This is a genomic window from Arthrobacter sp. Y3224198 (assembly GCF_059090025.1).
This window is the reverse complement of sequence record NZ_JBNHFG010000008.1, coordinates 97398-120128: the sequence shown is the minus strand read 5'-3', so window position 1 is coordinate 120128 and position 22731 is coordinate 97398. Positions and strand designations below refer to the sequence as shown.

General features: G+C 66.2%; 24 protein-coding genes and 1 other RNA gene. 12 read left to right on the top strand and 13 right to left on the bottom strand.

Going from position 1 to position 22731, the window contains the following annotated elements:
* Positions 1–15: 15 nt before the first annotated feature.
* A complete protein-coding gene (locus AC5RUF_RS06790; protein WP_494130069.1) occupies positions 16–981 on the bottom strand; it encodes a zinc-binding dehydrogenase in 966 nt (321 codons plus the stop codon).
* 131 nt (positions 982–1112) lie between these two features.
* On the opposite strand from AC5RUF_RS06790, the gene AC5RUF_RS06785 reads away from it, so the two are divergent.
* Positions 1113–1187: a 50S ribosomal protein bL37 gene (locus tag AC5RUF_RS06785; RefSeq protein ID WP_369299106.1), complete on the top strand. Its 75-nt coding sequence runs from the start codon at positions 1113–1115 to the stop codon at positions 1185–1187.
* Positions 1188–1291: 104 nt separating this feature from the next.
* On the opposite strand, the gene rsrA is transcribed toward AC5RUF_RS06785, so the two are convergent.
* Entirely contained in the window at positions 1292–1552 is a 261-nt protein-coding gene (gene rsrA / locus AC5RUF_RS06780; RefSeq protein ID WP_493996118.1) for a mycothiol system anti-sigma-R factor, read from the bottom strand.
* Positions 1549–2229 (bottom strand): sigma-70 family RNA polymerase sigma factor, encoded by a 681-nt coding sequence (locus AC5RUF_RS06775; RefSeq protein WP_493996119.1) that lies wholly within the window; start codon positions 2227–2229, stop codon positions 1549–1551. The genes rsrA and AC5RUF_RS06775 overlap by 4 nt, the downstream gene beginning before the upstream one ends.
* 270 nt (positions 2230–2499) lie before the next feature.
* Between AC5RUF_RS06775 and AC5RUF_RS06770 the strand changes: the two genes are divergently transcribed.
* From AC5RUF_RS06770 to AC5RUF_RS06740, 7 genes are all read left to right on the top strand, one after another.
* Entirely contained in the window at positions 2500–3048 is a 549-nt protein-coding gene (locus AC5RUF_RS06770; RefSeq protein ID WP_494130068.1) for a DoxX family protein, read from the top strand.
* Between the two features lie 5 nt (positions 3049–3053).
* Positions 3054–4373: a 3-phosphoshikimate 1-carboxyvinyltransferase gene (gene aroA / locus AC5RUF_RS06765; protein WP_494130067.1), complete on the top strand. Its 1320-nt coding sequence runs from the start codon at positions 3054–3056 to the stop codon at positions 4371–4373.
* A 1-nt stretch (position 4374) separates the two neighbouring features.
* Positions 4375–5490 carry a ribosome small subunit-dependent GTPase A gene (rsgA, locus tag AC5RUF_RS06760; protein ID WP_494130066.1) on the top strand — a complete coding sequence of 372 codons (1116 nt, stop codon included), beginning with the start codon at positions 4375–4377 and terminating at the stop codon, positions 5488–5490.
* A gap of 97 nt (positions 5491–5587) precedes the next feature.
* A complete protein-coding gene (gene hisN, locus AC5RUF_RS06755) occupies positions 5588–6397 on the top strand; it encodes a histidinol-phosphatase (protein ID WP_493998312.1) in 810 nt (269 codons plus the stop codon).
* 2 nt (positions 6398–6399) lie between these two features.
* Positions 6400–7170, top strand: a complete 771-nt coding sequence (locus tag AC5RUF_RS06750) for a class I SAM-dependent methyltransferase (protein WP_494130065.1) — start codon at positions 6400–6402, stop codon at positions 7168–7170.
* A 118-nt stretch (positions 7171–7288) separates the two neighbouring features.
* Positions 7289–8383 carry a carboxylate-amine ligase gene (locus tag AC5RUF_RS06745; RefSeq protein WP_494130064.1) on the top strand — a complete coding sequence of 365 codons (1095 nt, stop codon included), beginning with the start codon at positions 7289–7291 and terminating at the stop codon, positions 8381–8383.
* Positions 8384–8494: 111 nt separating this feature from the next.
* Entirely contained in the window at positions 8495–9592 is a 1098-nt protein-coding gene (locus AC5RUF_RS06740) for a carboxylate-amine ligase (RefSeq protein ID WP_493997849.1), read from the top strand.
* Between the two features lie 30 nt (positions 9593–9622).
* Here AC5RUF_RS06740 and AC5RUF_RS06735 read toward each other — a convergent pair whose 3' ends face one another.
* Positions 9623–11332, bottom strand: a complete 1710-nt coding sequence (locus AC5RUF_RS06735; protein ID WP_494130063.1) for an alpha-glucosidase — start codon at positions 11330–11332, stop codon at positions 9623–9625.
* A 201-nt stretch (positions 11333–11533) separates the two neighbouring features.
* Here AC5RUF_RS06735 and AC5RUF_RS06730 point away from each other — a divergent pair, with 201 nt between their 5' ends.
* A complete protein-coding gene (locus AC5RUF_RS06730; protein ID WP_493997851.1) occupies positions 11534–12034 on the top strand; it encodes a DUF1269 domain-containing protein in 501 nt (166 codons plus the stop codon).
* Positions 12035–12176: 142 nt separating this feature from the next.
* Entirely contained in the window at positions 12177–12548 is a 372-nt protein-coding gene (locus AC5RUF_RS06725) for a hypothetical protein (protein ID WP_493999292.1), read from the top strand.
* A gap of 130 nt (positions 12549–12678) precedes the next feature.
* On the opposite strand, the gene AC5RUF_RS06720 is transcribed toward AC5RUF_RS06725, so the two are convergent.
* The 7 genes from AC5RUF_RS06720 to ftsE form a co-directional block, all read right to left on the bottom strand.
* The gene (locus tag AC5RUF_RS06720) at positions 12679–13311 is read right to left on the bottom strand and encodes a uracil-DNA glycosylase family protein (protein ID WP_493996171.1); all 633 of its coding nucleotides are present in this window, start codon (positions 13309–13311) and stop codon (positions 12679–12681) included.
* A gap of 256 nt (positions 13312–13567) precedes the next feature.
* Positions 13568–13939, bottom strand: a transfer-messenger RNA (tmRNA) gene (ssrA, locus tag AC5RUF_RS06715).
* A gap of 62 nt (positions 13940–14001) precedes the next feature.
* Positions 14002–14361, bottom strand: a complete 360-nt coding sequence (locus AC5RUF_RS06710; protein ID WP_493996172.1) for a hypothetical protein — start codon at positions 14359–14361, stop codon at positions 14002–14004.
* Positions 14358–14831 (bottom strand): SsrA-binding protein SmpB, encoded by a 474-nt coding sequence (gene smpB, locus AC5RUF_RS06705; RefSeq protein ID WP_493996173.1) that lies wholly within the window; start codon positions 14829–14831, stop codon positions 14358–14360. Before smpB ends, AC5RUF_RS06710 begins: the two co-directional genes overlap by 4 nt.
* 44 nt (positions 14832–14875) lie before the next feature.
* Complete coding sequence (locus tag AC5RUF_RS06700) at positions 14876–16243, bottom strand: peptidoglycan DD-metalloendopeptidase family protein (protein WP_493996174.1); 1368 nt, start codon at positions 16241–16243, stop codon at positions 14876–14878.
* Positions 16244–16315: 72 nt separating this feature from the next.
* On the bottom strand, positions 16316–17218 hold the full coding sequence (gene ftsX / locus AC5RUF_RS06695) for a permease-like cell division protein FtsX (RefSeq protein ID WP_493996175.1): 903 nt from the start codon (positions 17216–17218) through the stop codon (positions 16316–16318).
* The gene (ftsE, locus tag AC5RUF_RS06690; protein WP_494130062.1) at positions 17215–17964 is read right to left on the bottom strand and encodes a cell division ATP-binding protein FtsE; all 750 of its coding nucleotides are present in this window, start codon (positions 17962–17964) and stop codon (positions 17215–17217) included. Before ftsE ends, ftsX begins: the two co-directional genes overlap by 4 nt.
* Before the next feature lie 177 nt (positions 17965–18141).
* Here ftsE and AC5RUF_RS06685 point away from each other — a divergent pair, with 177 nt between their 5' ends.
* Complete coding sequence (locus AC5RUF_RS06685; protein ID WP_494130061.1) at positions 18142–20322, top strand: acyltransferase family protein; 2181 nt, start codon at positions 18142–18144, stop codon at positions 20320–20322.
* A gap of 34 nt (positions 20323–20356) precedes the next feature.
* On the opposite strand, the gene prfB is transcribed toward AC5RUF_RS06685, so the two are convergent.
* Entirely contained in the window at positions 20357–21475 is a 1119-nt protein-coding gene (prfB, locus tag AC5RUF_RS06680; RefSeq protein ID WP_493996177.1) for a peptide chain release factor 2, read from the bottom strand.
* Positions 21476–21691: 216 nt separating this feature from the next.
* On the opposite strand from prfB, the gene AC5RUF_RS06675 reads away from it, so the two are divergent.
* Entirely contained in the window at positions 21692–21988 is a 297-nt protein-coding gene (locus AC5RUF_RS06675) for a hypothetical protein (RefSeq protein WP_493996178.1), read from the top strand.
* 20 nt (positions 21989–22008) lie between these two features.
* On the opposite strand, the gene AC5RUF_RS06670 is transcribed toward AC5RUF_RS06675, so the two are convergent.
* The gene (locus AC5RUF_RS06670) at positions 22009–22683 is read right to left on the bottom strand and encodes a hypothetical protein (RefSeq protein WP_494130060.1); all 675 of its coding nucleotides are present in this window, start codon (positions 22681–22683) and stop codon (positions 22009–22011) included.
* Positions 22684–22731: the final 48 nt, after the last annotated feature.

The following is a 22731-nucleotide window of genomic DNA, read 5'->3' as shown; positions in this document are numbered from 1 at the left end:
GCACAGGCGGCGGCGTCAGTGGCGGAAGACAATCTTCCCCATGACGTCGCCGTCCTGCATTTTCCGGAAACCCTTTTCGGCATCCTCCAACGAAAGCACGGAGTCGATTTCCGGACGTACCCCGGTGGCGACCAGGAAGGCCACCAGGCGCTGCAGTTCTTCGCGGGTGCCCATGGTCGAACCCAGCACCTTCAGCTGCAGGAAAAACACCCGGTTCAGGTCTGCCGGAGGATTGGGGCCGCTGGTGGCGCCGCAGGTCACCAGGGCGCCGCCGGGCTTCAATGACTTCAGCGAGTGCGCCCAGGTGGCTTCCCCCACCGAGTCGAACACCGTGTCCACCCGCTCGGGCAGGCGTGCGCCGGCGTCGAACACCTGCTCCGCTCCCAGGCGCAGGGCATGCCCGCGCTTTGACTCGCTCCGGCTGGTAGCCCACACCCGGAAGCCTGCCGCAGAGGCGAGGCTGATCAGCGCGGTGGCCACCCCTCCCCCGGCACCCTGGACCAGGATGGTGGAACCCGGGGCAGCGGGATTGACGGTGAACAGCATGCGGTAGGCCGTCAGCCAGGCCGTGGGCAGGCAGGCTGCTTCCTCGAAACTCAGCCCGGCCGGCTTCGGCACCAGGTTGCGTTCCGGTACCCACACTTCGTCGGCCATGGCACCGGGATATTTCTCGGACAGCAGGCTGCGCCGCGGATCCAGGGTTTCATCGCCCTCCCAGCCCGGGGAGGAGAGAACGGCATGGACAATAACCTCGTTGCCGTCGTCGTCGATCCCGGCCGCATCGCAGCCCAGGATCATCGGCAGCCGGTCAGCAGGCAGGCCCACGCCCTGGAGGGACCAGAGGTCATGGTGGTTCAGGGCCGAGGCTTTGACCCGGACCCGGCGGAAACCCTCCGGCGGCTCGGGGCGTTCCACCTCTCCGACCCGCAGGCCGCCAATCGGATCGTCACCGGACTGTGTCTGTGCATATACCGCTCGCATCTGCGCCACTCCCTTGTTCGTTCGGTGCCCTCCATCCTAGGGGTGTTCCGGCGGCCCGCACCGTTTAGGCGTGCACGCGCGGCATGTGGGACACTGGAGGGCAGAACTTTTCGGAATCAAAGGAGGCAGCTATGAGCAAGCGTGCACGCAAGCGTCGTGACCGTAAGCGCGGCGGCGCTAACCACGGTAAGCGTCCCAACACCTAAGCAAGACAGGTGAGCCGCGTGGCCCCCAGGGCCAGGCACAGGGAACCCCCGGTACCAGCTGGTACCGGGGGTTCTTTTTACCTGCAGTCCTGGACCTGGCGTACCTAGTGGTCGGCCGTCTGGATCTGGCTGATGCGGCTGAGGATACTGGCCTTCAGCGTCTCGGGGGCCGCCTCGGTACAGGAGCGCTTGACTACGGAACGGATCACGCACTCCAGGTCGTGTTCCTGGGCGCATTCCGGACAGCCGTCCAGATGCTCCTTGATCTCCACGAGGTCCTCGTGGGACAGCGCACCGTCCAGGTACTCGTAGAGCCGTTCAATGCGGGCGTCTTCGCAATCGCCCAGGCTCTGGCAATCGCTCATAGCTCATTCCCCTGTTTCGTAGTTGATGCGCCGGGTCCGGCTGCGGGCACTTTGCCCTTGATGCCGCGTTCACGGGCGTATTCCGCCAGGAGTTCGCGGAGCATCTTGCGTCCGCGGTGAAGGCGGGACATCACGGTGCCGATCGGCGTGTTCATGATTTCCGAAATTTCCTTGTACGCGAAGCCCTCCACATCGGAGAAGTAGACGGCAAGCCGGAACTCCTCCGGGATGGACTGCAGGGCGTCCTTGACATCGGAATCGGGCAGGTGGTCCAGGGCCACCGCTTCAGCGGACCGCAGCCCGGTGGAGCTGTGTTCGGCTGCCCGGGCCAGCTGCCAGTCCTCCACCCCTTCGGAGTTGGCCTGCAGGGGCTCCCGCTGCCGCTTCCGGTAGAGGTTGATGTACGTGTTGGTCAGGATGCGGTACAGCCAGGCCTTCAGGTTGGTCCCGGGCCGGTACTGGTGGAACGCGGAGAATGCCTTGGTATAGGCCTCCTGCACCAGGTCCTCCGCGTCTGACGGGTTCCGTGCCATGCGCATGGCTGCGGAGTAGAGCTGGTCCACGTACTGCATGGCGTCCTGCTCAAAGCGCAGTTTGCGTGCCTCGTCCGATTCGGTGGCAACGTCGAGTTCGAAGTTTTCCACGTGGGGGCTGCCTTCCGGCGCATCAGTCTTCATCACTGACCAGTCTACGGTGCGGGCGGGCACCCGTACGTGTAGCGCAGGCCCGTGCGCAGTCTGCGCTGCAGTCAGCGTGGCGGCTGGCACTATGGCATCTCCTGACGGTCGGAAGCACTTGCTGATACAGGTGCCAACCACGCCGCCGTGCCGCCTATTCCCACAGTGCGCTTCGGATGTGCCAAAGCCGCAGCCAATGCCAGACTAAGGTGGAGGCAGCACCAAATGTTGTTTTTACCGCGAAACATGTGGATTCACCAGGAGGCCTTTATGTCATTAGTCCGTTTGATTGCACGCCCGCTGCTCGCCACCGGATTTGTTGCCGTAGGCGTGGAACGCCTTCGGAACGTGGACCAGACCGCCGAACAGCTCGCCCCCACCCTCTCGCGCGTCGGCAGTGCGGTCCCGGCTGCCGCCGCAGCCACCTCCAATCCCGCCCTTGTGGCCCGGGTGGCCGGCTACACCCAGGTGGGCGCAGCCTCCCTGCTGGGTATGGGCAAGTTCACCCGCCTCGCCTCACTGCTGCTGGCCGGCACCGCCGCGCTGAACTCCGTGGTTGAATACCGCAACGCCGAAGCCTCCACCGCCGCCGAGCGCAAGGAACGCCGCAACCAGCTGCTCAAGAACCTCTCGCTGATCGGCGGCGTACTGCTGTCCGCAGTCGACACCAACGGCCGTCCGGGGCTGGCCTGGCGGGCCAACCACCTGGCCTCGGACACCGGCCGCAAGGGCCGCGCAGCAGCCAAGGCGGTCCGGAAGACCACCGGCAAGCAGATCAAGGCCGTGTCCAACGCCGCTTCGGACATCGTGGGTTCCTAGCCGCAATGAGTGCTCCGAATGCCGGGATGCCGGCAACCTGGCCCGCGCCCTTCGCCGTTTCGCCCGTGGAGGCAACCGTCTCCGTTCCGGGGTCGAAGTCGCTGACCAACCGCTATCTGGTCCTGGCCGCCCTTGCGGACGGCCGGTCCAGGTTGCGGGCACCCCTGCATTCCCGGGATTCGGAGCTTATGGTGTCCGCCCTGCGGACGCTTGGGGCCGTTGTTACGGAAAGTGAGGGCAGCGGCGCCTTCGGGCCGGACCTGCTGGTGGACCCGCTGACCGGTGCCGCCCCCTCCGCCCCGCGCCGGGTGGACTGCGGCCTGGCCGGGACCGTGATGCGCTTCGTTCCTCCCCTGGCCGCCCTCGTGGCCGGCAGCACAGAGTTCGACGGCGACCCGCACGCACGCACCCGGCCCATGTCCGCCATCATCGACGCCCTGCGCAGCCTGGGTATCTCCGTGGACGACGGCGGGACCGGCTCGCTGCCCTTTATGCTTACGTCCTCCGGCCGTCCTGCCGGTGGACGCCTGGTCATTGACGCCGGCTCCTCGTCGCAGTTTGTCTCCGCCCTGCTGCTGGCCGCCCCGCGTTTCGAGCAGGGACTGCACCTCGTCCATGAGGGGGCTCCGCTGCCCAGCCCCGACCACATCGCCATGACCGTGCAGGTACTGCGCAGCGTGGGAGTGGACGTTGACGATTCGGTGCCGAACGAATGGCGCGTGGCTCCCGGCCCCATCGCCGCCTTCGACGTGGTGATCGAACCTGACCTTTCCAATGCCGGACCGTTCCTGGGCGCTGCCCTGGTCACCGGCGGCACCGTCCGCGTCACCGGCTGGCCCTCCGCCACCACCCAGGTGGGTGACAAATGGCGGAGCATCCTTCCGAAGCTTGGGGCAACCGTCAGCCTGGCGGACGGCACCCTGACCGTGACCGGCAGCGGCCGGATCCACGGTGCGGACCTGGCCGACACCAGCGAACTGGCCCCCACCGTCGCGGCGTTGTGCGCGCTGGCGGACTCGCCGTCGGTCCTGACGGGCATTGCCCACCTGCGCGGCCACGAAACGGACCGGCTTGCCGCCCTGGTCACCGAAATCCGGCGGCTCGGCGGCGACGCCGAGGAAACACCTGACGGGCTGCGGATCCGTCCTGCCGCGCTTCACGGCGGCACCTGGGAAACCTATGCCGACCATCGGATGGCCACCGCCGGCGCCCTCATCGGCCTGGCCGTGCCCGGCGTCGAGGTCCTGGACATCGGCACCACGGCCAAGACCCTCCCCGAGTTCCCCGAGCTGTGGCAGCAGCTGACCAAATCGGCGGTGGCCTAGCATGGCACGCAGCACCAGCGGCTGGGATGAATCCGACGTCCGGGTCCGGCCCAACAAAAAAGGCTCACGCCCCCGCACCAAGGACCGTCCCGCCCATGAGGACGCCGTCATCGGGCGCATCATCACCGTGGACCGGGGGCGGTACACCGCCGTCGTGGACGAAGACACGGCAAATGAACGCACCGTCATTGCCGCGCGCGCCCGCGAACTGCGGCGCACACCGGTGGTGGCCGGAGACCGGGTGGCACTGGTGGGTGACGTCTCCGGCGCTCCCGATACCCTGGCCCGCCTGGTCCGCGTAGAGGAACGCGCCACCGTGCTGCGGCGCAGCGCGGATGACACCGATCCGGTGGAACGCGTGGTGGTGGCCAACGCGGACCAGCTGGTCATTGTGGTGGCGGCAGCAAACCCCGAGCCCCGCACCGGTTTCATCGACCGCGCCCTGGTGGCCGCCTATGACGCCGGCATCTCCCCGGTCCTGTGCATCACCAAGGCGGATATCAAGGACCCCGCCGACCTGCTGGCCAATTACGAACATCTGGACCTGCAGGTCATCATCAGCCGCACTGCGGCCGCAGATGCGTCCGGCATCGATGCCCGGTCCGACGACGGGCTGTCCGCCCGGCTGCAGGGCACCGCCGTCGAGGCCCTGCACGAGGTTCTCCAAGGCCACGTCAGCGTCCTGGTGGGACCCTCCGGCGTAGGCAAATCCACCCTGGTCAACGCCCTCACCGGATCGGCGCGTGCCACCGGCGGCGTCAACGCCGTGACCGGGCGCGGCCGGCACACCTCATCCTCTGCGCTGGCCCTGCGGCTCAGCGACTCGCCCGCCGGCAGCTGGATCATCGACACCCCGGGCATCCGTTCCTTCGGCCTGGCGCATGTGGACCCGGACCGGATCCTGCAGGCCTTCCCGGACCTGGAGCCCGGCACCGCGGACTGTGAACGCGGCTGCCGGCACGATTCGGTGGCGGTCGGGTGCGGACTGGACCCCTACGTGGAGCAGGGCCATGCCGGCCCGGCCGGACCGGCCCGCCTGGCCTCCCTGCGGCGGCTGCTTGGCACCGGCACCCGCACGGAGAACAAGTCCTCCGCCAAGGAGCTGGGCGAACAGTAACCGCAGACCCCGCCGGTGCGCCCAAGGCACAGGACACTGCCTGCATTGCAGGCGTAATGCCGGGCAGTGCCCGCCGAATAAGGATAAGTTGAACAGTATGCCGTTCGTTCAGAACTACAACGATGACCTCCGCCTGGCCCATGTGATGGCCGATTCCGTGGATGACCAGACCATGTCCCGGTTCCGGGCGCTCGATTTGAAGATCGAAACCAAACCCGACTTCACCCCCGTGACCGACGCCGACAAGGCGGCCGAAGACGCCATCCGCGGCCAGCTCTCGCGTGCCCGGCCCCGCGACGCGGTATTGGGCGAGGAATTCGGCTCCAGCGGATCCGGGCCCCGGCGCTGGATCGTGGACCCGATCGACGGCACCAAGAACTTCATCCGCGGAGTCCCCGTCTGGGCCACGCTGATTGCCCTGGTCGACGACGGCGTGCCCGTCCTCGGCGTGGTCAGCGCCCCGGCGCTGGGCAAGCGCTGGTGGGCAGCCACCGGCACCGGTGCCTATATGGGCCGTTCCCTGGCCTCCGCCACCCGGCTGCGCGTCTCCAACGTCTCCCGGCTCTCCGACGCCTCGCTGTCCTACTCCAGCCTGGGCGGTTGGAAGGACCGTGGGAACCTGGAGGAATTCCTGGACCTGACCGAGTCCGTGTGGCGCACCCGGGCCTACGGAGATTTCTGGTCCTACTGCATGGTGGCCGAAGGCGCCGTCGACATTGCGTGCGAACCGGAACTGAACCTTTATGACATGGCGGCACTGGTGCCGATCGTGACCGAGGCCGGCGGCCGGTTCTCCTCCCTCGAAGGCGAGGACGGGCCGTTTGGCGGCAACGCGCTGGCCACCAACGGAACACTCCACAGCGAAGTGCTGCAGCGCCTGAACCCCGATCTGGACGATCTGCTCTAGCAATGGGCGCCTCCGGACCCCGGCTTGAGGCGCTGCGGCGCCGGCAGCTGGCCGACAGTTACCAGGAGGGCGGGGAGCACTACGACCGCATCCGGCCCGGCTACCCCGCCGAGGCCGTACGCTGGCTTGTGACCCGGCCCGGCTCCCCCGCCGTCCGTGACGTGGCCGACGTCGGCGCCGGCACCGGCAAGTACACCCGCGAACTGCACGCGGCCGGCCTCAGCGTCCACGCCGTGGACCCGTCCCGGGACATGCTCGTCCAGCTCTCCCGGTCCCTGCCCGGGGTTCCCGTACGGGTGGGCACGGCCGAGGACACGGGCCTGCCCGACGCCTCGATGGACGCCGTCACCGTGGCCCAGGCATGGCACTGGTGCGATCCGGAAGCAGCCAGCCGCGAGTTCGCCCGCGTGCTGCGGCCGGACGGAATCCTCGGACTGGTCTGGAACCAGCTGGACGTCAGTGTGCCGTGGGTGCACCGCTACTCGCGCATCATCCACGCCGGGGACGTCCTGCGGCCCGGGTTCCGCCCCGAGCTGGGCCCGGCATTCACCCTCGACACCTTCTCCACCGTGCCTTGGGTGCAGCAAATGACACCCGAAGACCTCTTTGACCTGGCCAAGTCCCGTGCCTTCTACCTGTCGGCGGACACCGCCGCCCGCGAACGGCTGCAGGCCAACCTCACCTGGTATCTGTACGAGCACCTCGGCTACCGGCCGGGCGAGGTCCTGGACCTGCCCTATCTCACCCTGACCTGGCGGGCGCTGCGGGCCTGACCGGTCCCCAGGGACACGAGGCCCGACGCCCTCCTGTCCGCTTCGGCCTGGTGCTTCACCGCCCCGCACTACATAGAATTGGTTGGATCCGGCCGGGCGGCGCAGGGAGAAAGCACGCATGGTCCATACCTTCGGGATCGAGGAGGAATTCCTCCTCCTCGATCCACTCACGGGGCTTCCCTCCGGAGCCCAGGAACCCACCCGGGCATTCCTGTCCGCTGCGCCGGGCGGCTTCACCGGTTCGGCGGAGTTGCTGGATGCCCAGGTGGAGGGCGCCACCCCCATCTGCACCGACCGGTTCCAGGCGTTGGACGCCCTCCTCGGCTTCCGGACCGGACTGGCGTCTGCGGCAGCAGCCGCAGGGGTTTCCGTGGCCGCCACCGGGGCCGCCCCACGCATCCCGGCAACGCCCGCCGTGCTCAATTCCTCCGCGCGCTACCGGAAGATGGGCCTGCTGACCGGTGCAGTGGGCAATGAACAGTACGTCAACGGCACCCATATCCACGTGGGCGTCCCCACCCGGGAAGCGGGCGTGCGCGTCCTGAACGGGCTGCGGCCCTGGTTGGGGCTGCTCGGCGCACTGAGCGCCAACTCGCCTTATTGGCGCGGGGAGGACAGCAGTTTCGCCAGCTGGCGTATGGTCCACTACCGCCGCTGGTCGGTCCAGGGCTGCCCGCCGTTTTTCCAGGATGCGGCGGACTATGCCCGCAGGCTCGGCAACCTGCTGGCCAGCGACGTGGTGCCCGACGCCGGGCACGTGGGCTGGGCGGCCAGGCTCTCCGAACGCTTCCCCACCGTCGAGGTCCGGATAGCCGACGCCCAGCTTCAGGCACAGGACTCCGTCCTGCTCGCCGTGCTCGTGCGTGCGTTGGTGGCCACCCTGGCCGCCGACGACGACGGAACCGCCCCCGCGGACCCCGACCCGGAGCTGCTGGACGCGGGGCTCTGGCAGGCAGCCCGTTTTGGCCTGCGCGGAAACCTGCTGGCCCATCCCGGTGGCAACACCCCGGCCGCCGGGCATCTTGCCGCACTGCTGGATTACGTGACACCGGCTTTGGAGGAAAGCGGGGACCGGGACTACGCAACGGCGGGCATCGACCGGGTCCGGAACCTGGGCACCGGCTCGGAAAGACAGCGCGACGCCGTCCGGGCGGGCGGTTTCGTAGCGCTCATGGAGCTGTTTGACCGTTCACTGGGCGCGGGAACGTCCTAGCTGCGACGCGGGGCATTTGGTGCGCACCCGGGTTGCCGCACTAGTCTCGGGGAAGACGAAATCACCAGCGGTGCCGTTCGGGGACGGCCTGAGTCCACGGGAGAATCACATATGGCGACACTGGGCATTGAAGAGGAATACCTGCTGCTGGATCCGTCCAGCGGCCTTCCGGTCCACAAGGCCGCGGAGGTGGAGGCGTTCCTGCACAGCTCCCCGCGGGTCACTGAGTCGGAGGTCCAGCGCGAACTGCTGAGCTGCCAGATCGAAACGGCCACCCCGGTCTCCTCCACCCTCACCGAAGCGGAAGAGTACCTGCTGAACTTCCGCACCCAGCTGGAGGCCGGAGCGCGCAAGGCCGGAGTTGTTGCGGCAGGCACCGCCAGCGCCCCGCGCATTGAGGAGCATTACCCCGAGCTCACGGACAAGGACCGTTACCGGGACCTGCAGGCCAGCGCCCCGGGCATTGTGGGCGACCAGTTCGTCAACGGCCTGCACGTACACGTCTCGGTCCCGGACCGGGAAACCGGCGTGCAGGCACTGAACCGGATCCGCGAATGGCTGCCGGCCGTTATCGCGCTGAGCACCAACTCGCCCTTCTGGCTGGACCGTGACAGCGGATTCGGCAGCTGGCGCGTGGTGCACTACCGGCGCTGGCCGGTCCAGGGCTGCGCACCGGTATTCCGTGACGCTGCCGACTATGAACGCCGTATCCAGGCCCTGGTGGACACCGGGGCCATCATTGACCGCGGTGTGCTGACCTGGATGGCCCGGCTCTCGGACAGCTACCCCACCCTTGAAGTCCGGGCCGGCGACGCACAGCTGAAGGCACGGGATTCCGTCCTGCTCGGCGGCATCATCCGCGGCCTGGTCAGCACGGCCGTTGCCCAGGCGCGCGCCGGCATCCCCTACTCGCAGCCGGACGACGAACTGCTGGATGCTGCCATGTGGCAGGCCGCGCGGGACGGACTCACCGGGAACCTGGTGGACCCGGTTTCTGCCGGGCTGGTCCCGGCCCGGGAGCGGATTGGAAAGCTGCTCGGCTTCATTGGCGGCGCCCTTGCCGAGGAAGGCGACACGGACTGGGTACACGCCGGACTCGAGGACCTGTGGCGGAACGGGACCGGCGCTCAGCAGCAGCGCCGGGCCATGGCCGGGGGCGGAATGCCGGCGCTGCTGGACCTGTACGCCGGCTCGCTGACCTCGGAATAGTCCCGTTCGGAGCAGGCCGGCTGCGCGGACTCAGCCACCGGGATAGATGGAAATATCCAGCACCCGTGCCTCCCACGGCCGCAGCACATGGTGGTCGCCGGCGTCGGCGTAGTTGCCCAGGACCAGTTCACCGGATCCAAGGTTGGACGGGACGCCCAGCTCCCCGCCGGACACGTTGCCCAGCACCAGCAGGGCCTGGTCTCCCCTGCTGCGCCGAAACGCGAACAGCGTGGGGTGGGCAGGGTCCAGCATGCGGAAGTCGCCCAGTGACACCAGCTTCGACTCGTGCCGGAGCCGGATCAGGCGCTGGTAGTAGCCGAAGACGGACTTCCCGGCGGCGCGGTCCGCTTCGACGCTCACCGACGGATAACCTGCGCCCAGGGGTATCCACGGTTCCACTGTGCTGAAGCCGGCATTCGGTCCGGAGGTCCACTGCATGGGCGTGCGGGCATTGTCGCGGCTCATCCGGCGCAGCGCCTCCAGCGCTGCTTCCCGGTCCATTCCCTGGGCCAGTGCCTCCGCGTAGTAGTTCAGCGACTCGACGTCCCGGTACTGGTCAATCGAGGTGAAACCCGCACTGGGCATGCCGATTTCCTCGCCCTGGTAGACGTAGGGGGTGCCGCGCTGCAGGTGCAGCAGGGTGGCCCACAGTGTGGCCGACTCATACCTGTACCCGGACTCGTCCCCGAAACGGGAGACCACGCGCGGCTGGTCATGGTTGTTCAGGTACAGGCTGTTCCAGCCGGTCTCGGACAGTCCGCGCTGCCACCGGTTCCAACTGGTCTTCAGGTCGGCCAGGTTCAGGCCGCGGTAATCGAACTTCCCGCCCGGGCCGTGGTCCAGGCTCACGTGCTCGAACTGGAAGACCATGTCCACTTCGTGCCGCCGCCGGTCCGTATACAGCTTGGCCTGCTCCACGGTGGCGCCGGGTGTTTCGCCCACGCTCAGGTAATCGCCCCCGCGTTCGCTGAAGACCTTCCGGTGCATCTCCTGCAGGTATTCGTGGATCCGCGGCCCGTTGACGTAGTAGGGGCTGCCGTCGCCCCAGACCCCCGACGAATCCGCCACGCCGTCCGGGAGCGCGGGATCCTTGGAGATGAAATTGATGACGTCCATGCGGAAGCCGTCCACCCCCTTGTCCAGCCACCAGTTCATCATCGCGTACACCCGCTCACGGACCCGGGCGGTCTCCCAGTTCAGGTCCGGCTGCTGCGGAGTAAAGAGGTGAAGGTAGTACTGCCGGGTGTGCTGGTCATAGGTCCAGGCCGACCCGCCGAACATGGACCGCCAGTTGTTTGGCTCGGCGCCGGGCTCCCCAGGGGCGAATCCGGGCCGGGCATCCCGCCACCAGTAACTGTCCCGGCGCGGAGAGTTGCGGGAGGACCTGGACTCCACAAAGCCCGGATACTCGCTGGAGGTGTGGTTGACCACCAGGTCCATGATCAGTTTGATGCCGCGGCGGTGCAGCCCGGCCAGCAACTCCTCATACTGTTCGTTGGTCCCGAACAGGGCATCGATCTGACGGTAGTCGCTGATGTCGTAGCCGTTATCGAACTGCGGCGACTGATGCACAGGGGAAAGCCAAAGAACATCGATGCCAAGATCAACAAGGTGGTCCAGGTGCTCGATGATGCCGCCGATATCTCCGATCCCGTCACCGGTGGAGTCGGCAAAGCTGCGCGGATAGATCTGGTACACGACGGCGTCGGCCCACCACGCCGGATGCTGCGGATCCTCCATGGACGGCCGTCCTTTCGCGGGTGTCACAGCATAGTACGTCCCGCCGCCCGGCTGGCACAGGGCTGCCGCAGGTTCCCGGGCCAGCTGCTCCGGGGACGCCGGTTTTCCTTGAACCCGGCAGGGCCCAACACTAACGTTGGCGCTGCAGACGGGTCCCGTGTGCGGTCACCGTCTGGAACCCTAACGTTTGGAGTAACTGCCATGGCAACACTGACCGTTTGGAAATTCTCTGATGCCGGGGCTGCTGAGCGCGCCACGGAAACCCTCGCCAGCCTGCAGTCGCAGGGGCTCATCAATGTCCAGGATGAAGCAGTGGTCACCTGGCCCGACGACAAGAAAAAGCCGAAGACCATCCAGGAGCACCATCTGGTGGGAGCAGGCGCCCTGGGCGGCGGCTTCTGGGGACTCCTGTTCGGCCTGATTTTCTTTGTTCCCCTGATCGGTGCCGCAGTGGGTGCCGCAGTCGGTGCGTTGTCGGCGTCCATGGTCGACGTGGGGATCAACGATGACTTCATCGCCCAGGTCCGCCAGGAAGTCACGCCGGGCACGTCCGCCCTGTTCGTGCTGTCCACCGATGCCGTGGAGGACCGGGTGGCCGAAGCCTTCAAGGACTACCAGGGTGCCAAGCTCATCTACACCAACCTCTCGAAGGATCAGGAAAGCAACCTCCGCGAGGCTTTCTTCGAGTCCACCCCGGCATGACCGGCCGGCAGGCCGCACCGGCCACGCAGCCGGCGAGGGACTGACACGCGAGCGGGACGGCGGCCGGACTGCCGTCCCGCTTCGCGTGCCCGCGCGGGGCCGGGAGCGGCTGCGGCTCCCGGTTCCGCGTATCGTTTAACCGATGACTACACGACGCCAAGCCGCACAGATTCTTGATATTCCGCTGGAAATGGCCACCCGGCACGGGATCCCGGCACACATCAGCGATGCCGAACTTGCCAAGCTGCAGGCGGACCCGCCCGGGTGGCTGCTCCAGTCCCGGGCCAACCGGACCGGCAAGCGTCCGGTGTGGGTTGAACTGACCTGCACGGTGTGCGGTTACAGCGAGACTGCCCGCCCGAAGAAGTGGTGGCCGGAGTTTACGTTCCTGGCCTGCTTCGACCACAGCGTCCGCGAGCTGCCGGCCGTGCCGGACGGTGCCGTGCGAAGCGAGTATGAAGGCGTCGGCTCCCGGTTTATCGGAGTGGTCGACTCTCCGGTAGAGCGGGCCTGACCCGGGTCTGACAGGAGGCGCCTGGTCCGCCCGGCGGCCGACCGGGCCGGGGCGGGCCGGGGCGGACCGGGCGGCCGGCGCGGCCGGGGCGGACCGTCCTGCGGGAACGCACGGCCCGCCCCGGTTCGTCCTACCGGGCGGCGGTGAGCCCGGTACGTGCCATGGCATCGGTGTAGGCCGCACGCATGTCGTCCAGCGCTTCCTGCTGGCGTTCCGCCGTGGCGCCGAAGGAACGGCCGTAGAGGGAGCGGGCCTTGTACACCTTGAAGCTGCGGCGGTAGATCATCCGGTTCTCCGTCTTGAGGAACGCCGCGGCAAGCCGCTGGGCCTCCGTGCCATGGGCCACGATCACCGAGGCACGGGGCACCAGTGCCAGGAACCGCAGCAAGGGCCGCAGGCCTTCCTGGATCTGTTCCTTGGTCAGCTTGCCGTTCGGCTCCCCCGGCACATGCCAGGGATAGGTATTCCAGGGCATAACGAACTCGGGCCGCAGGCCTGCCTGCCAGTGCACGCCCAAGAGGCGGGCAACGGCGTCGTTGTCCCCCGCCGTAATGAAGCCTGACTCGTGGGCCTCGCCGATGTTGGAGAAAAGGCTGACAATCCGGCATTCGCCGATGTCGTGCATCGGGTCGATGTAGGGCACCTGGCTTCCCGGCTTCACTTCGGCCAGGGAGTCGCAAAGCTGGTTCACTTCCGCAACATTGGGGTCATACCGTCGGTTCCAAAGATCGTCATGCTGGGATTCAAGTGCCGGGCTTTGCATAAGGTGGTGCGTCTCCTACAAGGTCTTGCGACCGGTTATATCGCCCGCTCCGGGGGAAGCCGGCGCGGGTACTGCGTACGTCAAAGTTTACCAACGAGCCCCGCCCCGCCCGGCGGGAAAAAGCGCGGAGGACCGCCGAAAGGGCGCGGGTGTGACAAATGACTCTTGCTCTTTTGCAGGTTCCGGCGGCGGTTTAACGCAAACGGCGGGGAGTGTCCGAAGACACTCCCCGCCGTGGTGGCAACTGCTGCAATGCACGTGGAGATGGGGGGAATCGAACCCCCGTCCGATGTCGCTTTGTCAGGGCTTCTCCGGGCGCAGTCTGCAGCGGATTTTCTCGGTCCCAGCCATCACGCAGACAAGTGGCTGATCCGGACCCAGCCGTCTAAAAGTCCCGAACACCCCAACGGCGAAAGTGTTCAGCAGTGGCCCTCTAAATGACGCCAGGCACCGGGGCGAGAGCATCCCCGGGCTGACGGACTATGCCTTACTGCTTAGGCAGCAAGAGCGAAGTCAGTGCGCTTTGATTCGGCACTTATTGGTTTACAGAGATCGTTAACGAGATAACCCTGTATCCTCGGCCCGCTTCCCCTGTCTCAACAAAACATCGTCGAAACCGGTCATCCCCTTATTGAGTTGCCAATCCGGCCGAAGCCGGAACACCTATTGTAGCCCATGGGCGCGCAAAGCCTAGAAGGTGAACCCGAGCACGGTGACCGGCGCCTGCCAGACCAGCAGCAGGACCCAGGAGACGGCCACGAAAAACACCGTCAGGATGCCCAGCGCCGTCATCCCGGCTGCCTTCCGGCGGAAGGCCCACAGGAACAGGGCAACGTTGGCTCCGACCAGCAGCGGAGCGACCCAGACCAGCAAATGCGCCAGGTACAGGTAATAGACCGCAAAGAAGGGCACCACCACGAGGATGACCACCGGCACCACGGCCAGCACAATGATCAGGTCGACAACGGCAACCACCCAGGTCCAGGCCGGTTTCCGCACGGCCGTTTCCTCAACGGTTTCGGTCTGGACTTCCCAGAAGGTCCCGCTCATGCGCCGCGGTTCTTGTCCCGCATGGCCCTCAGTGCCTCGCGGTTGTCCTGCTTTTCGCGCAGGCTCTGGCGCTTGTCGTACTCGCGCTTGCCTCGGGCAACGGCGATCTCCACCTTGGCGCGGCCGTCCAGGAAGTACAGCTGCAGCGGGACGATCGTGTAGCCCGATTCGCTGGTCTTGCGCATGATCTTTTCCAGCTGTTCGCGGTGCAGCAGCAGCTTGCGCCGGCGGCGCGCAGAGTGGTTGGTCCAGCTTCCGTTGAGGTATTCGGGAATGTAGGCAGCCTCGAGCCAGAGCTCATTGTTATAGAAGGTGGCGAAGCCGTCCACCAGCGACGCCCTGCCCTCACGCAACGACTTGACCTCGGTTCCCATCAGGACCATGCCGGCCTCATAGGTGTCGAGGATTTCGTAGTCATGCCGGGCCTTGCGATTGGTGGCCACTACCTTCCGGCCACTTTCCTTAGGCACGGGGCAACTCCTTAGTAGGTTTTTGCGAAAGGTCTATTGTAGGCCTACAGCAGCGACATCGGGTTCACGAGCTTACCGTTCAGGACGGTCTCGAAGTGCAGGTGGCAGCCATTCGAGTTGCCGGTGGTGCCCACGTAACCGATCAGCTGTCCCGCATTTACCCACTGCCCTTGCTGCACGACGTACTGCTGCAGGTGGTAGTAGTTCGTGGCCAGTACGTTGCCGCTCACCACGCCGTGGTTCAGCACCACATAATTGCCGGCACCGATCATCTCGCGCTGGTCATTCAGCGGCACCGCGCGCCATACCTCTCCCGCCGCGGCGGCATATACCGGCGCACCGCAGCCCGGCGCAAAGTCGATTCCGGTGTGCATGCTGCCAAGTTCCAGGGTTCCCGGAGGCGTGGGACGGTTTCCAAAGCCGGAGGAAATGGGTGCGTTGAGAACCGGGTAACGAAGCCCGAACGAGGACGACGGGTTGCCCGGTGCCGGGATCTGCTGCGGCGCCCCGCCGCCTCCGCTGCCGCGGTTTGCCGCGTCGATCCGGGCCTGCTCGCGCTTGCGGTATTCCTCCAGCAGGACGCGCTGCCGCTCCGCAATGTCGGCGTTGATCTGGGCGCTTTCCTGTTCAAGGCTGGCCATCTGCGCCTGGAGCTTCGGCTTCTGTGCCTCAAGCTCCTGGTTCATGGCCGTGGTCTGGGCAATGAGCCCGTCCACCTTTTCCTTTTCGGCCGCTGCCGCATCACGGGCGGCCTGCTCAGCCTTCAGTGCCTCTTCGGCCTGTGCCTTGAGCTTGTTGATCTCCTCAGCCACGGCTGCCAGCCGGGCTTCCGAGTTCACGTTGTTGGCATTCTGCTGCGAGAGCTTTTCCACCGCAGCGTTCTGCCCCTTCAGCGCCTGTTCGGCCATGCCGAGGGAATCCGTCAGGCTGTCGGCGCCCTTGGCACCGAACATCAGCGAGAGGGTGGAGGGAACCCCGCCGTTTTTATACGCCTGCGAGGCGATCTGCCCGATGGCCTTTTCCGTGGCCGCAATGTCCTCGCGGTCCTTCTCGATCTGGGCAGAGATGGTCTTGTGGGTTTCCTGTGCCAGGGCCACCCGGTCATTCAGGGCGCTGACCTTGCCGGCGGCAGTGTCCACCCGCCCTTCGGCGTCCGCCAGCTGCTGCTGAGCGGCGGGGAGCTGGCCGTTGTAGATGTTGAGCTTGGCGATGGTTTCGGCAATGTCGGCGCTGAGGTACTCGTAGGTCTGCTGGACCTTCTGCTTCTCGGCCTCGACGCCTGCCAGCCGGTTATCCAGATCATCCGCATTCGCTGCGGGTCCGGTGAACGCCACGGACAGGGTCAGGGCCAGGAGCGCGGCAACAGCCGCGGCGGCCCGGACTCCCGGAGTACGCCTGGACCTGTGGGGCACTGCATCAACCATCGATGGGACTCTCCATGATCTTCCGCGTTTGTTTCCGGCGTTCATATGCTGCTCATGACTTTAGACCTTCAGATACCGGCGGAGCGTCAGCAGCGAGGATACCCCCGCCAACAGCGCTCCGAGAACAAGTAGGACGGGTGTCAGGTAAAGGACCTGCTCCGAGGAAATAAAGGCCGTGGTGGGATACTGGCGTGCCAGTGCACCGATGAAGAAGTGCGCGGTGCTCCACAGCGCCGCGGAGGCCAGGATGGCGCCGATGACGGCGGCGATGACGCCCTCCAGCACGAAGGGCAGCTGGATGATCGCCTTGGAGGCGCCCACCAGGCGCATGATGCCCGTTTCCCGCCGCCGGCTGAAGGCGGAGAGCCGGATGGTGGTGGCTATCAGCAGGATGGCACAGATCAGCATGACGGCGGCCACGCCCAGGGCCGCGACCGAGGCAAGGTTCAGGTAGGTGAACATTTTCTCGAACAGTTCTCGCTGGTCACTCACCGATTCCACGCCTGGTTTCGAGGAGAAGGCCTCGTTGATGACCTCATACTTCTCGGGATCCACCAGCGACACACGGAAGGACTCCGGCAGCATCTCAGCAGTGATGCTGTCAACGATGGGTGAGTTCGCAAACTGCTCGCGGAAGTGCGAAAGCGCTGTCTCCTGGTCTTCGTACTCGACCGACTCCACGTACTTGTCCGCACGCAGGTCCGCTTCGACCGCGTCGCGTTGCTCGTCGGTGACGGCGCCGGAGGCACACGAGGCCGAAACGTCGTTGTCGGTGCACAGGTAAACGGCAACCTGCACGCGGTCGTACCAGTAGCCCTTCATCTGGCCGATCTGCAGCTGCAGCAGGCCGGCCGCGCCCACGAAGGTCAGCGACACAAAGGTCACCAGGACAACGGAGACCACCATGGAGAGGTTGCGGCGCAGGCCGGAACCGATCTCGCCGAGGACAAACGCGAGCCTCATTCCGCCACCCCGCTCTCCCGGCGTGCCGGCTCATCGGGCCGGTTGTCCGTTTCCGGGGCCGGTTCGCCCAGGTAGATGCCTTCGTGCTCGTCGCGGATGATCTTGCCGTTGCGCAGTTCCACCACGCGCTTGCGCATCGCGTTCACAATGTCGTCGTCGTGCGTGGCCATAACCACGGTGGTGCCGTTCTGGTTCACCCGGTCCAGCACCTTCATGATGCCCAGGGAGGTGGCCGGGTCCAGGTTTCCGGTGGGTTCGTCGGCCAGCAGGATGCCCGGCTTGTTGACGATTGCCCGCGCGATGGCAACGCGCTGCTGCTCGCCGCCGGAGAGCTCGTGCGGCATGCGGTTGTCCTTGCCTTCCAGCCCCACCGTCTTCAGGACCTCGGGGACGGAATCCCGGATGACGGCCCGGCTGCGGCCGATGACCTGCATGGCAAAGGCCACGTTGGCGAACACGGTTTTGTTGGGCAGCAGGCGGAAGTCCTGGAAGACGACGCCGATCCCACGCCGCAGCCGCGGCACCCGCCAGCTGGGGATCTTCGCAACGTTGGCGCCGGCCACGTAGACCGTTCCCCGGGTGGCGTGCTCTTCCTTCATGATCAGCCGGATGAAGGTGGACTTGCCGGATCCGGACGCACCCACCAGAAAGACGAACTCCCCGCGGTCAACGTCAAGGCTGACGGAGTTGAGCGCGGGCCGGGAGTTCCGGTCGTAGAGCTTGGTGACATTGTCGAAGGTAATCATGACTACTTAGCGCCCATGGAGCCGCCGGAGACACGGGCCTTGGTTCGGGGTATGGGCACCGGCCTCTCGACTATAGCCAGCAATCACGGCAATCCTCCACAACCCGTCTGCGCGTGTCGGGTGATATACCGGCGAGCCGACTTCTGGCCACTGAAGGCCTTCGGGTAGAGTCCACCAGTGCCTATAGTTCAGGCCGGAGACTCAGCCGGTAACGTCGACTCTGCTTCCCTTCCCAGCACCCCCGCTTCCCGCGCGGCGGCCTGGGACCTTTCCCGCGCGTCCCGGCGACCCTCCCGCGGTCCAACCGCCCGGTTCCGGCCGGATATCCAAGGACTGCGCACCCTGGCAGTGGGATTGGTTGTCATCTACCACGTCTGGCCCGGTGCCTTACCCGGCGGATTTGTTGGGGTGGACGTCTTTTTTGTCATTTCCGGTTACCTGATCGTCGGGTCCTTGGTGCGGGAGCTCAGCCGGACCGGAGCCATCGGGCTCACCGCCTTCTACGGGCGCCGCATCCGCAGGCTCCTGCCTGCGGCCTCCGCCGTCCTTCTGGTGACGCTGGCCATGACCGTGCTCATCTTCCCGGAAGGCCGCTGGCAGGGAGTTGCTCGCGACGCGGTGGCCTCCAGCCTGAACATACAGAACTGGAACCAGGCTTTCAGTACCACCAGCTACGCCGGCGCGACCGCTTCGGTTTCGCCCCTGCAGCATTACTGGTCCCTGGCGGTGGAGGAACAGTTCTACCTGCTGGTGCCGGTCCTGCTCCTGGGCATGGCGGCAGCTGTCCGACGGCTCCGGCTCCGGTGCAGCCTGCGGACCGCCGCCCTGGCCATGGTCAGCGCCGTCACCGTGCTGTCCTTCGTCCATTCGGTCCTGTTTTCGGCGACGTCCCCGGATCTGGCCTACTTCTTTACCACCACCCGGATCTGGGAACTCGGTCTGGGCGGCATACTGGCCGTCGCCGCCGCGAACCGGGCCCTCCCACGCGCACTGTCCGTAGCCGCGGGCTGGGCAGGCATCCTGCTGATCTGCATCTGCGCAGCGACGTTCTCCACCGCCATGTTCTTCCCCGGCTGGGTTGCCCTGGGCCCCACCGTGGGTGCTGCTTTGTGTATCCTGGCCGGCAGCCGCAGCGACGCCGTGCTTCCATGGGCCTCCGCTGCTTGGTGGCAGTCGTTGCGTCCGGTCGCCTACCTCGGCGACATCTCATATTCGCTCTACCTCTGGCACTGGCCCGTGACCGTTTTCGCCGTCTACGTTCTCGGCCGCGGCCCGGGCCCGTATTCCGGGGCAATGATCGTGGGCACCAGTGTGGTCCTGGGTGCGCTTTCCACCCGGTACGTCGAAAAGCCTTTCCGGCGGTTCGAAGGAAAATCTCCCGCCCCGGGACGGCACGGAGCCGTCCGGGTAAGCTACCGGCCGGTTTATGCCCTGGCAGCGGTGCTGATCACGGTGCCCGTTGTTTTCGCCGCCGTGCCCTACGCGATGGTGCAGCAGAAGATTGACGCCCTTGCCGCGGACTACGACTTTGATTCCTACCCGGGCGCCATGGCGCTCGACCCCGCCAACCCTGCCGAGGTACCCGAGGGCCAGCCACTCCGACCCGCTCCTGCTGCCGCCATGTCGGACCAGCCCACGCTTGCCGAGGGGTGCATCGCCTACGATCCGGCGGAGACCGAGTACTCCGAGTGCGTCTACGGTGACCCGAACGGAAGTAAGAGCATTGTCCTGGTGGGCGATTCCCACGCCGCGCATTTCATGAGTCCGCTGGACATCGCGGCCAAGGAAAACGGTTTCCGGCTGTATGTGCTGACCCGCAACGGCTGCCCGTTCAATTCCATGCCCCTGCGCAGCGATACGTTCACCTACACCAACTGTTCCTCCCAGAATCTGCAGACAGTGCAGGACATCCTGGACATTGCGCCTGAGCTGGTAGTCACCTCAGCAATGCGTCCGTCAAGCTATGCGAAGGCCCTGGGGTGGACGTGGAACGCGCCGCAGGACGCTGTGGACGGGTATGTAGCAGTGCTCGAGCCCTTGCAGAAGGCCGGGATAAGGATCGGCGTCATCGGGGATGTTCCGTATCCCGAATCCAGCATTCCGGAATGCATCGTCGAAAAGGCCGATGCAGCGGACTGTTCCGTGCCCGACCCGTCGTTGTCGGGCGAGTCGGATCCGCTGCTTCAGGCAGCCGCACGGGTTGACGGCGGCAGGGCGGTGGACCTGACCGGGTACTTCTGTGCTGACTCGCAGTGCCCCGGCGCGATCGGCAACGTACTGGTGTACCGGGACAACCACATCACCGACACCTTCGCGCGGACCCTGGTCCAGCCGCTGCGGACGGGTCTGGGGCTGTAGTTTCCGGCGCGCCGGGAACTACACGGTGGCGGGCCTACTTCGTGGCGGGGATGCTGCCGGTGGCGCGCCAGCGGATACCGGCGTCTATGAAGTCGTCAATCTCGCCGTCGAACACCGCTGAAGTGTTGCCCACCTCGTGTTCCGTCCGCAGGTCCTTGACCATCTGGTACGGGTTCAGGACGTAGGAACGCATCTGGTCGCCCCAGGAGGCCTTCACATCGCCGGCGAACGCCTTCTTTTCCGCGTCCTCCTGCTCCTTCTTCAGCAGCAGCAGCCGGGACTGCAGCACGCGCATCGCGGCAGCGCGGTTCTGCAGCTGCGACTTTTCGTTCTGCATGGACACCACCGTGCCCGTGGGGATGTGCGTCAGGCGCACGGCCGAGTCGGTGGTGTTCACGGACTGGCCGCCGGGGCCGGAGGAACGGAAGACGTCCACGCGGATCTCATTGTCCGGGATGTCGATGTGGTCGGTGGGTTCGATCAGCGGGATGACCTCAACGGCGGCAAAGGAGGTCTGCCGGCGGCCCTGGTTGTCGAAGGGACTGATGCGGACCAGGCGGTGCGTGCCTGCCTCCACCACCAGGGTGCCGAAGGCGTAGGGTGCCTTGACCTCGAAGGTCGCGGATTTCAGGCCTGCTTCTTCAGCGTACGAGGTATCCAGCACCTGGGTCGGGTAGCCGTGGCGTTCCGCCCAGCGCAGGTACATCCGCAGCAGCATTTCGGCGAAGTCGGCGGCATCCACTCCCCCGGCGCCGGAGCGGATGGTCACCACGGCCTCGCGGGCATCGTATTCACCGGAGAGGAGGGTGACCACCTCAAGCTGGGACAGGGCCTTGCGCAGGGATTCCAGCTCCGCGGCGGCCTCGGCCTTGGAATCGGCGTCGGACTCGTCCTGGGCCAGTTCCACCAGCACCTCCAGGTCGTCGATCCGGGACTGGATGGTTTCCAGGCGTTCCAACTCGGACTGGCGGTGCGAGAGCTTTGAGGTGATCTTCTGCGCTTCCGCGGGGTCATCCCAAAGATCGGGGACGCCGGCCATCTCGCTGAGCTCTTCGATGTCCTCTTTGATCTTTGCCACGTCCGAGACCTCTTCAATGGAGGCGAAGGTGGAGCGGAGGGCGCGGATTTCTGCGGGAAAATCTATATCTGCCATGGTGCTTACAGACTACGCCATGTCCCTGCACCGCTGCCGGGCGCTGTGCGGCCGGCCATCGCCGTCGGGCTGGATCCCTGCCTCCCCAGGTCCGATCATCCGCCCTGCAGAGAGCGGATCCGGGACGCGCCGGGCACGCCGCACGGCGGTGCCTGCGGGCGGCGTTAGATTAAGGGAACGGACAAGGAAATATCTGCCTTCCGGAAGGAGCCAGCAGTGGCCGATCAGCAGGTCCACCCCCAGCGCGGACGCATGTACACCCTCGATGAGCTGAACGAACTCGCCGAACAGGGCGACCCGTGGGCCATGGGCAAGGTGGACGAGTGGGAGCAGCACTTCGCCAACGAGTACGTCGGCAATATGAAGGACAGGTGCCCGGATCCGGACTGCGAGCAGTACGGCGAGCCGGTCACCATTTGCTACAGCGAAGACAACCGCATCCTGGACATCGACCACGGCGGATGGGGCCACGGCCCGGCGCGGGATGAGCAGGGGCAGAAGAAGGCTTCCTAGCTCCATGCAGCCTGGCCCGGCTACGGACCTATGTACTCCCCCGTGTAGCTGTCCACCGTGCCTGATTCGATGCCGATGCACTGGGACTCGCCCTCGGGTGTCACCGGGACGTAGTTGAGGCAGAACGCTTCGTAATACGGCATCCCCTGCTGCCATGCCGTATATGCCTCGTAATAGGTGAATCTGTACCGGGTCGGACTGTCCCGCCAGGACCGTTCGCTGTAGTCGGGAGGCGGAAGGGTGATCTCGGGATGATTGAAGTAGTAGCACATCTGGGTGTCGCCCGAGGTAAGGAACGTATCCCGGGAGCAATACTCGGCCATCGTGATTTGCCCGTTGATGGCGGCATTCATGGCCTCTTCGGGTGTCATGTCCAGAGCCGATTTCCGTTCGGTCCGGGGCGCCGGGGTGACGGGAGGCCCGGTGGAAGAAGGCGCAGGGGAAGGAGCCACCGTGGCCGGATCCGGGTCCGTTACCCGCGGGCTTCCCTCGGTCGCCCCGGATCCGCTCGGATTCGGCGCGGACGTGCTTTCCCCTGTAGCTGGTGCAGTTGACGTGGTTCCGCCGGACGCGCCGCCCTGGGACGTAGGAGAGGGCGATGCCGAACCGGACCCGTCCTCCTGTGCCGCGGTACAGGCGGCCAGCCCCAGGCAGAGGGTGGCGGAGCCGACGGCCAGCTTGGAGATACCTTTCATAACGCGCTTCCTTCGGGCGTTGCGAAGCCGTGTATCGTCCTCCCAGAC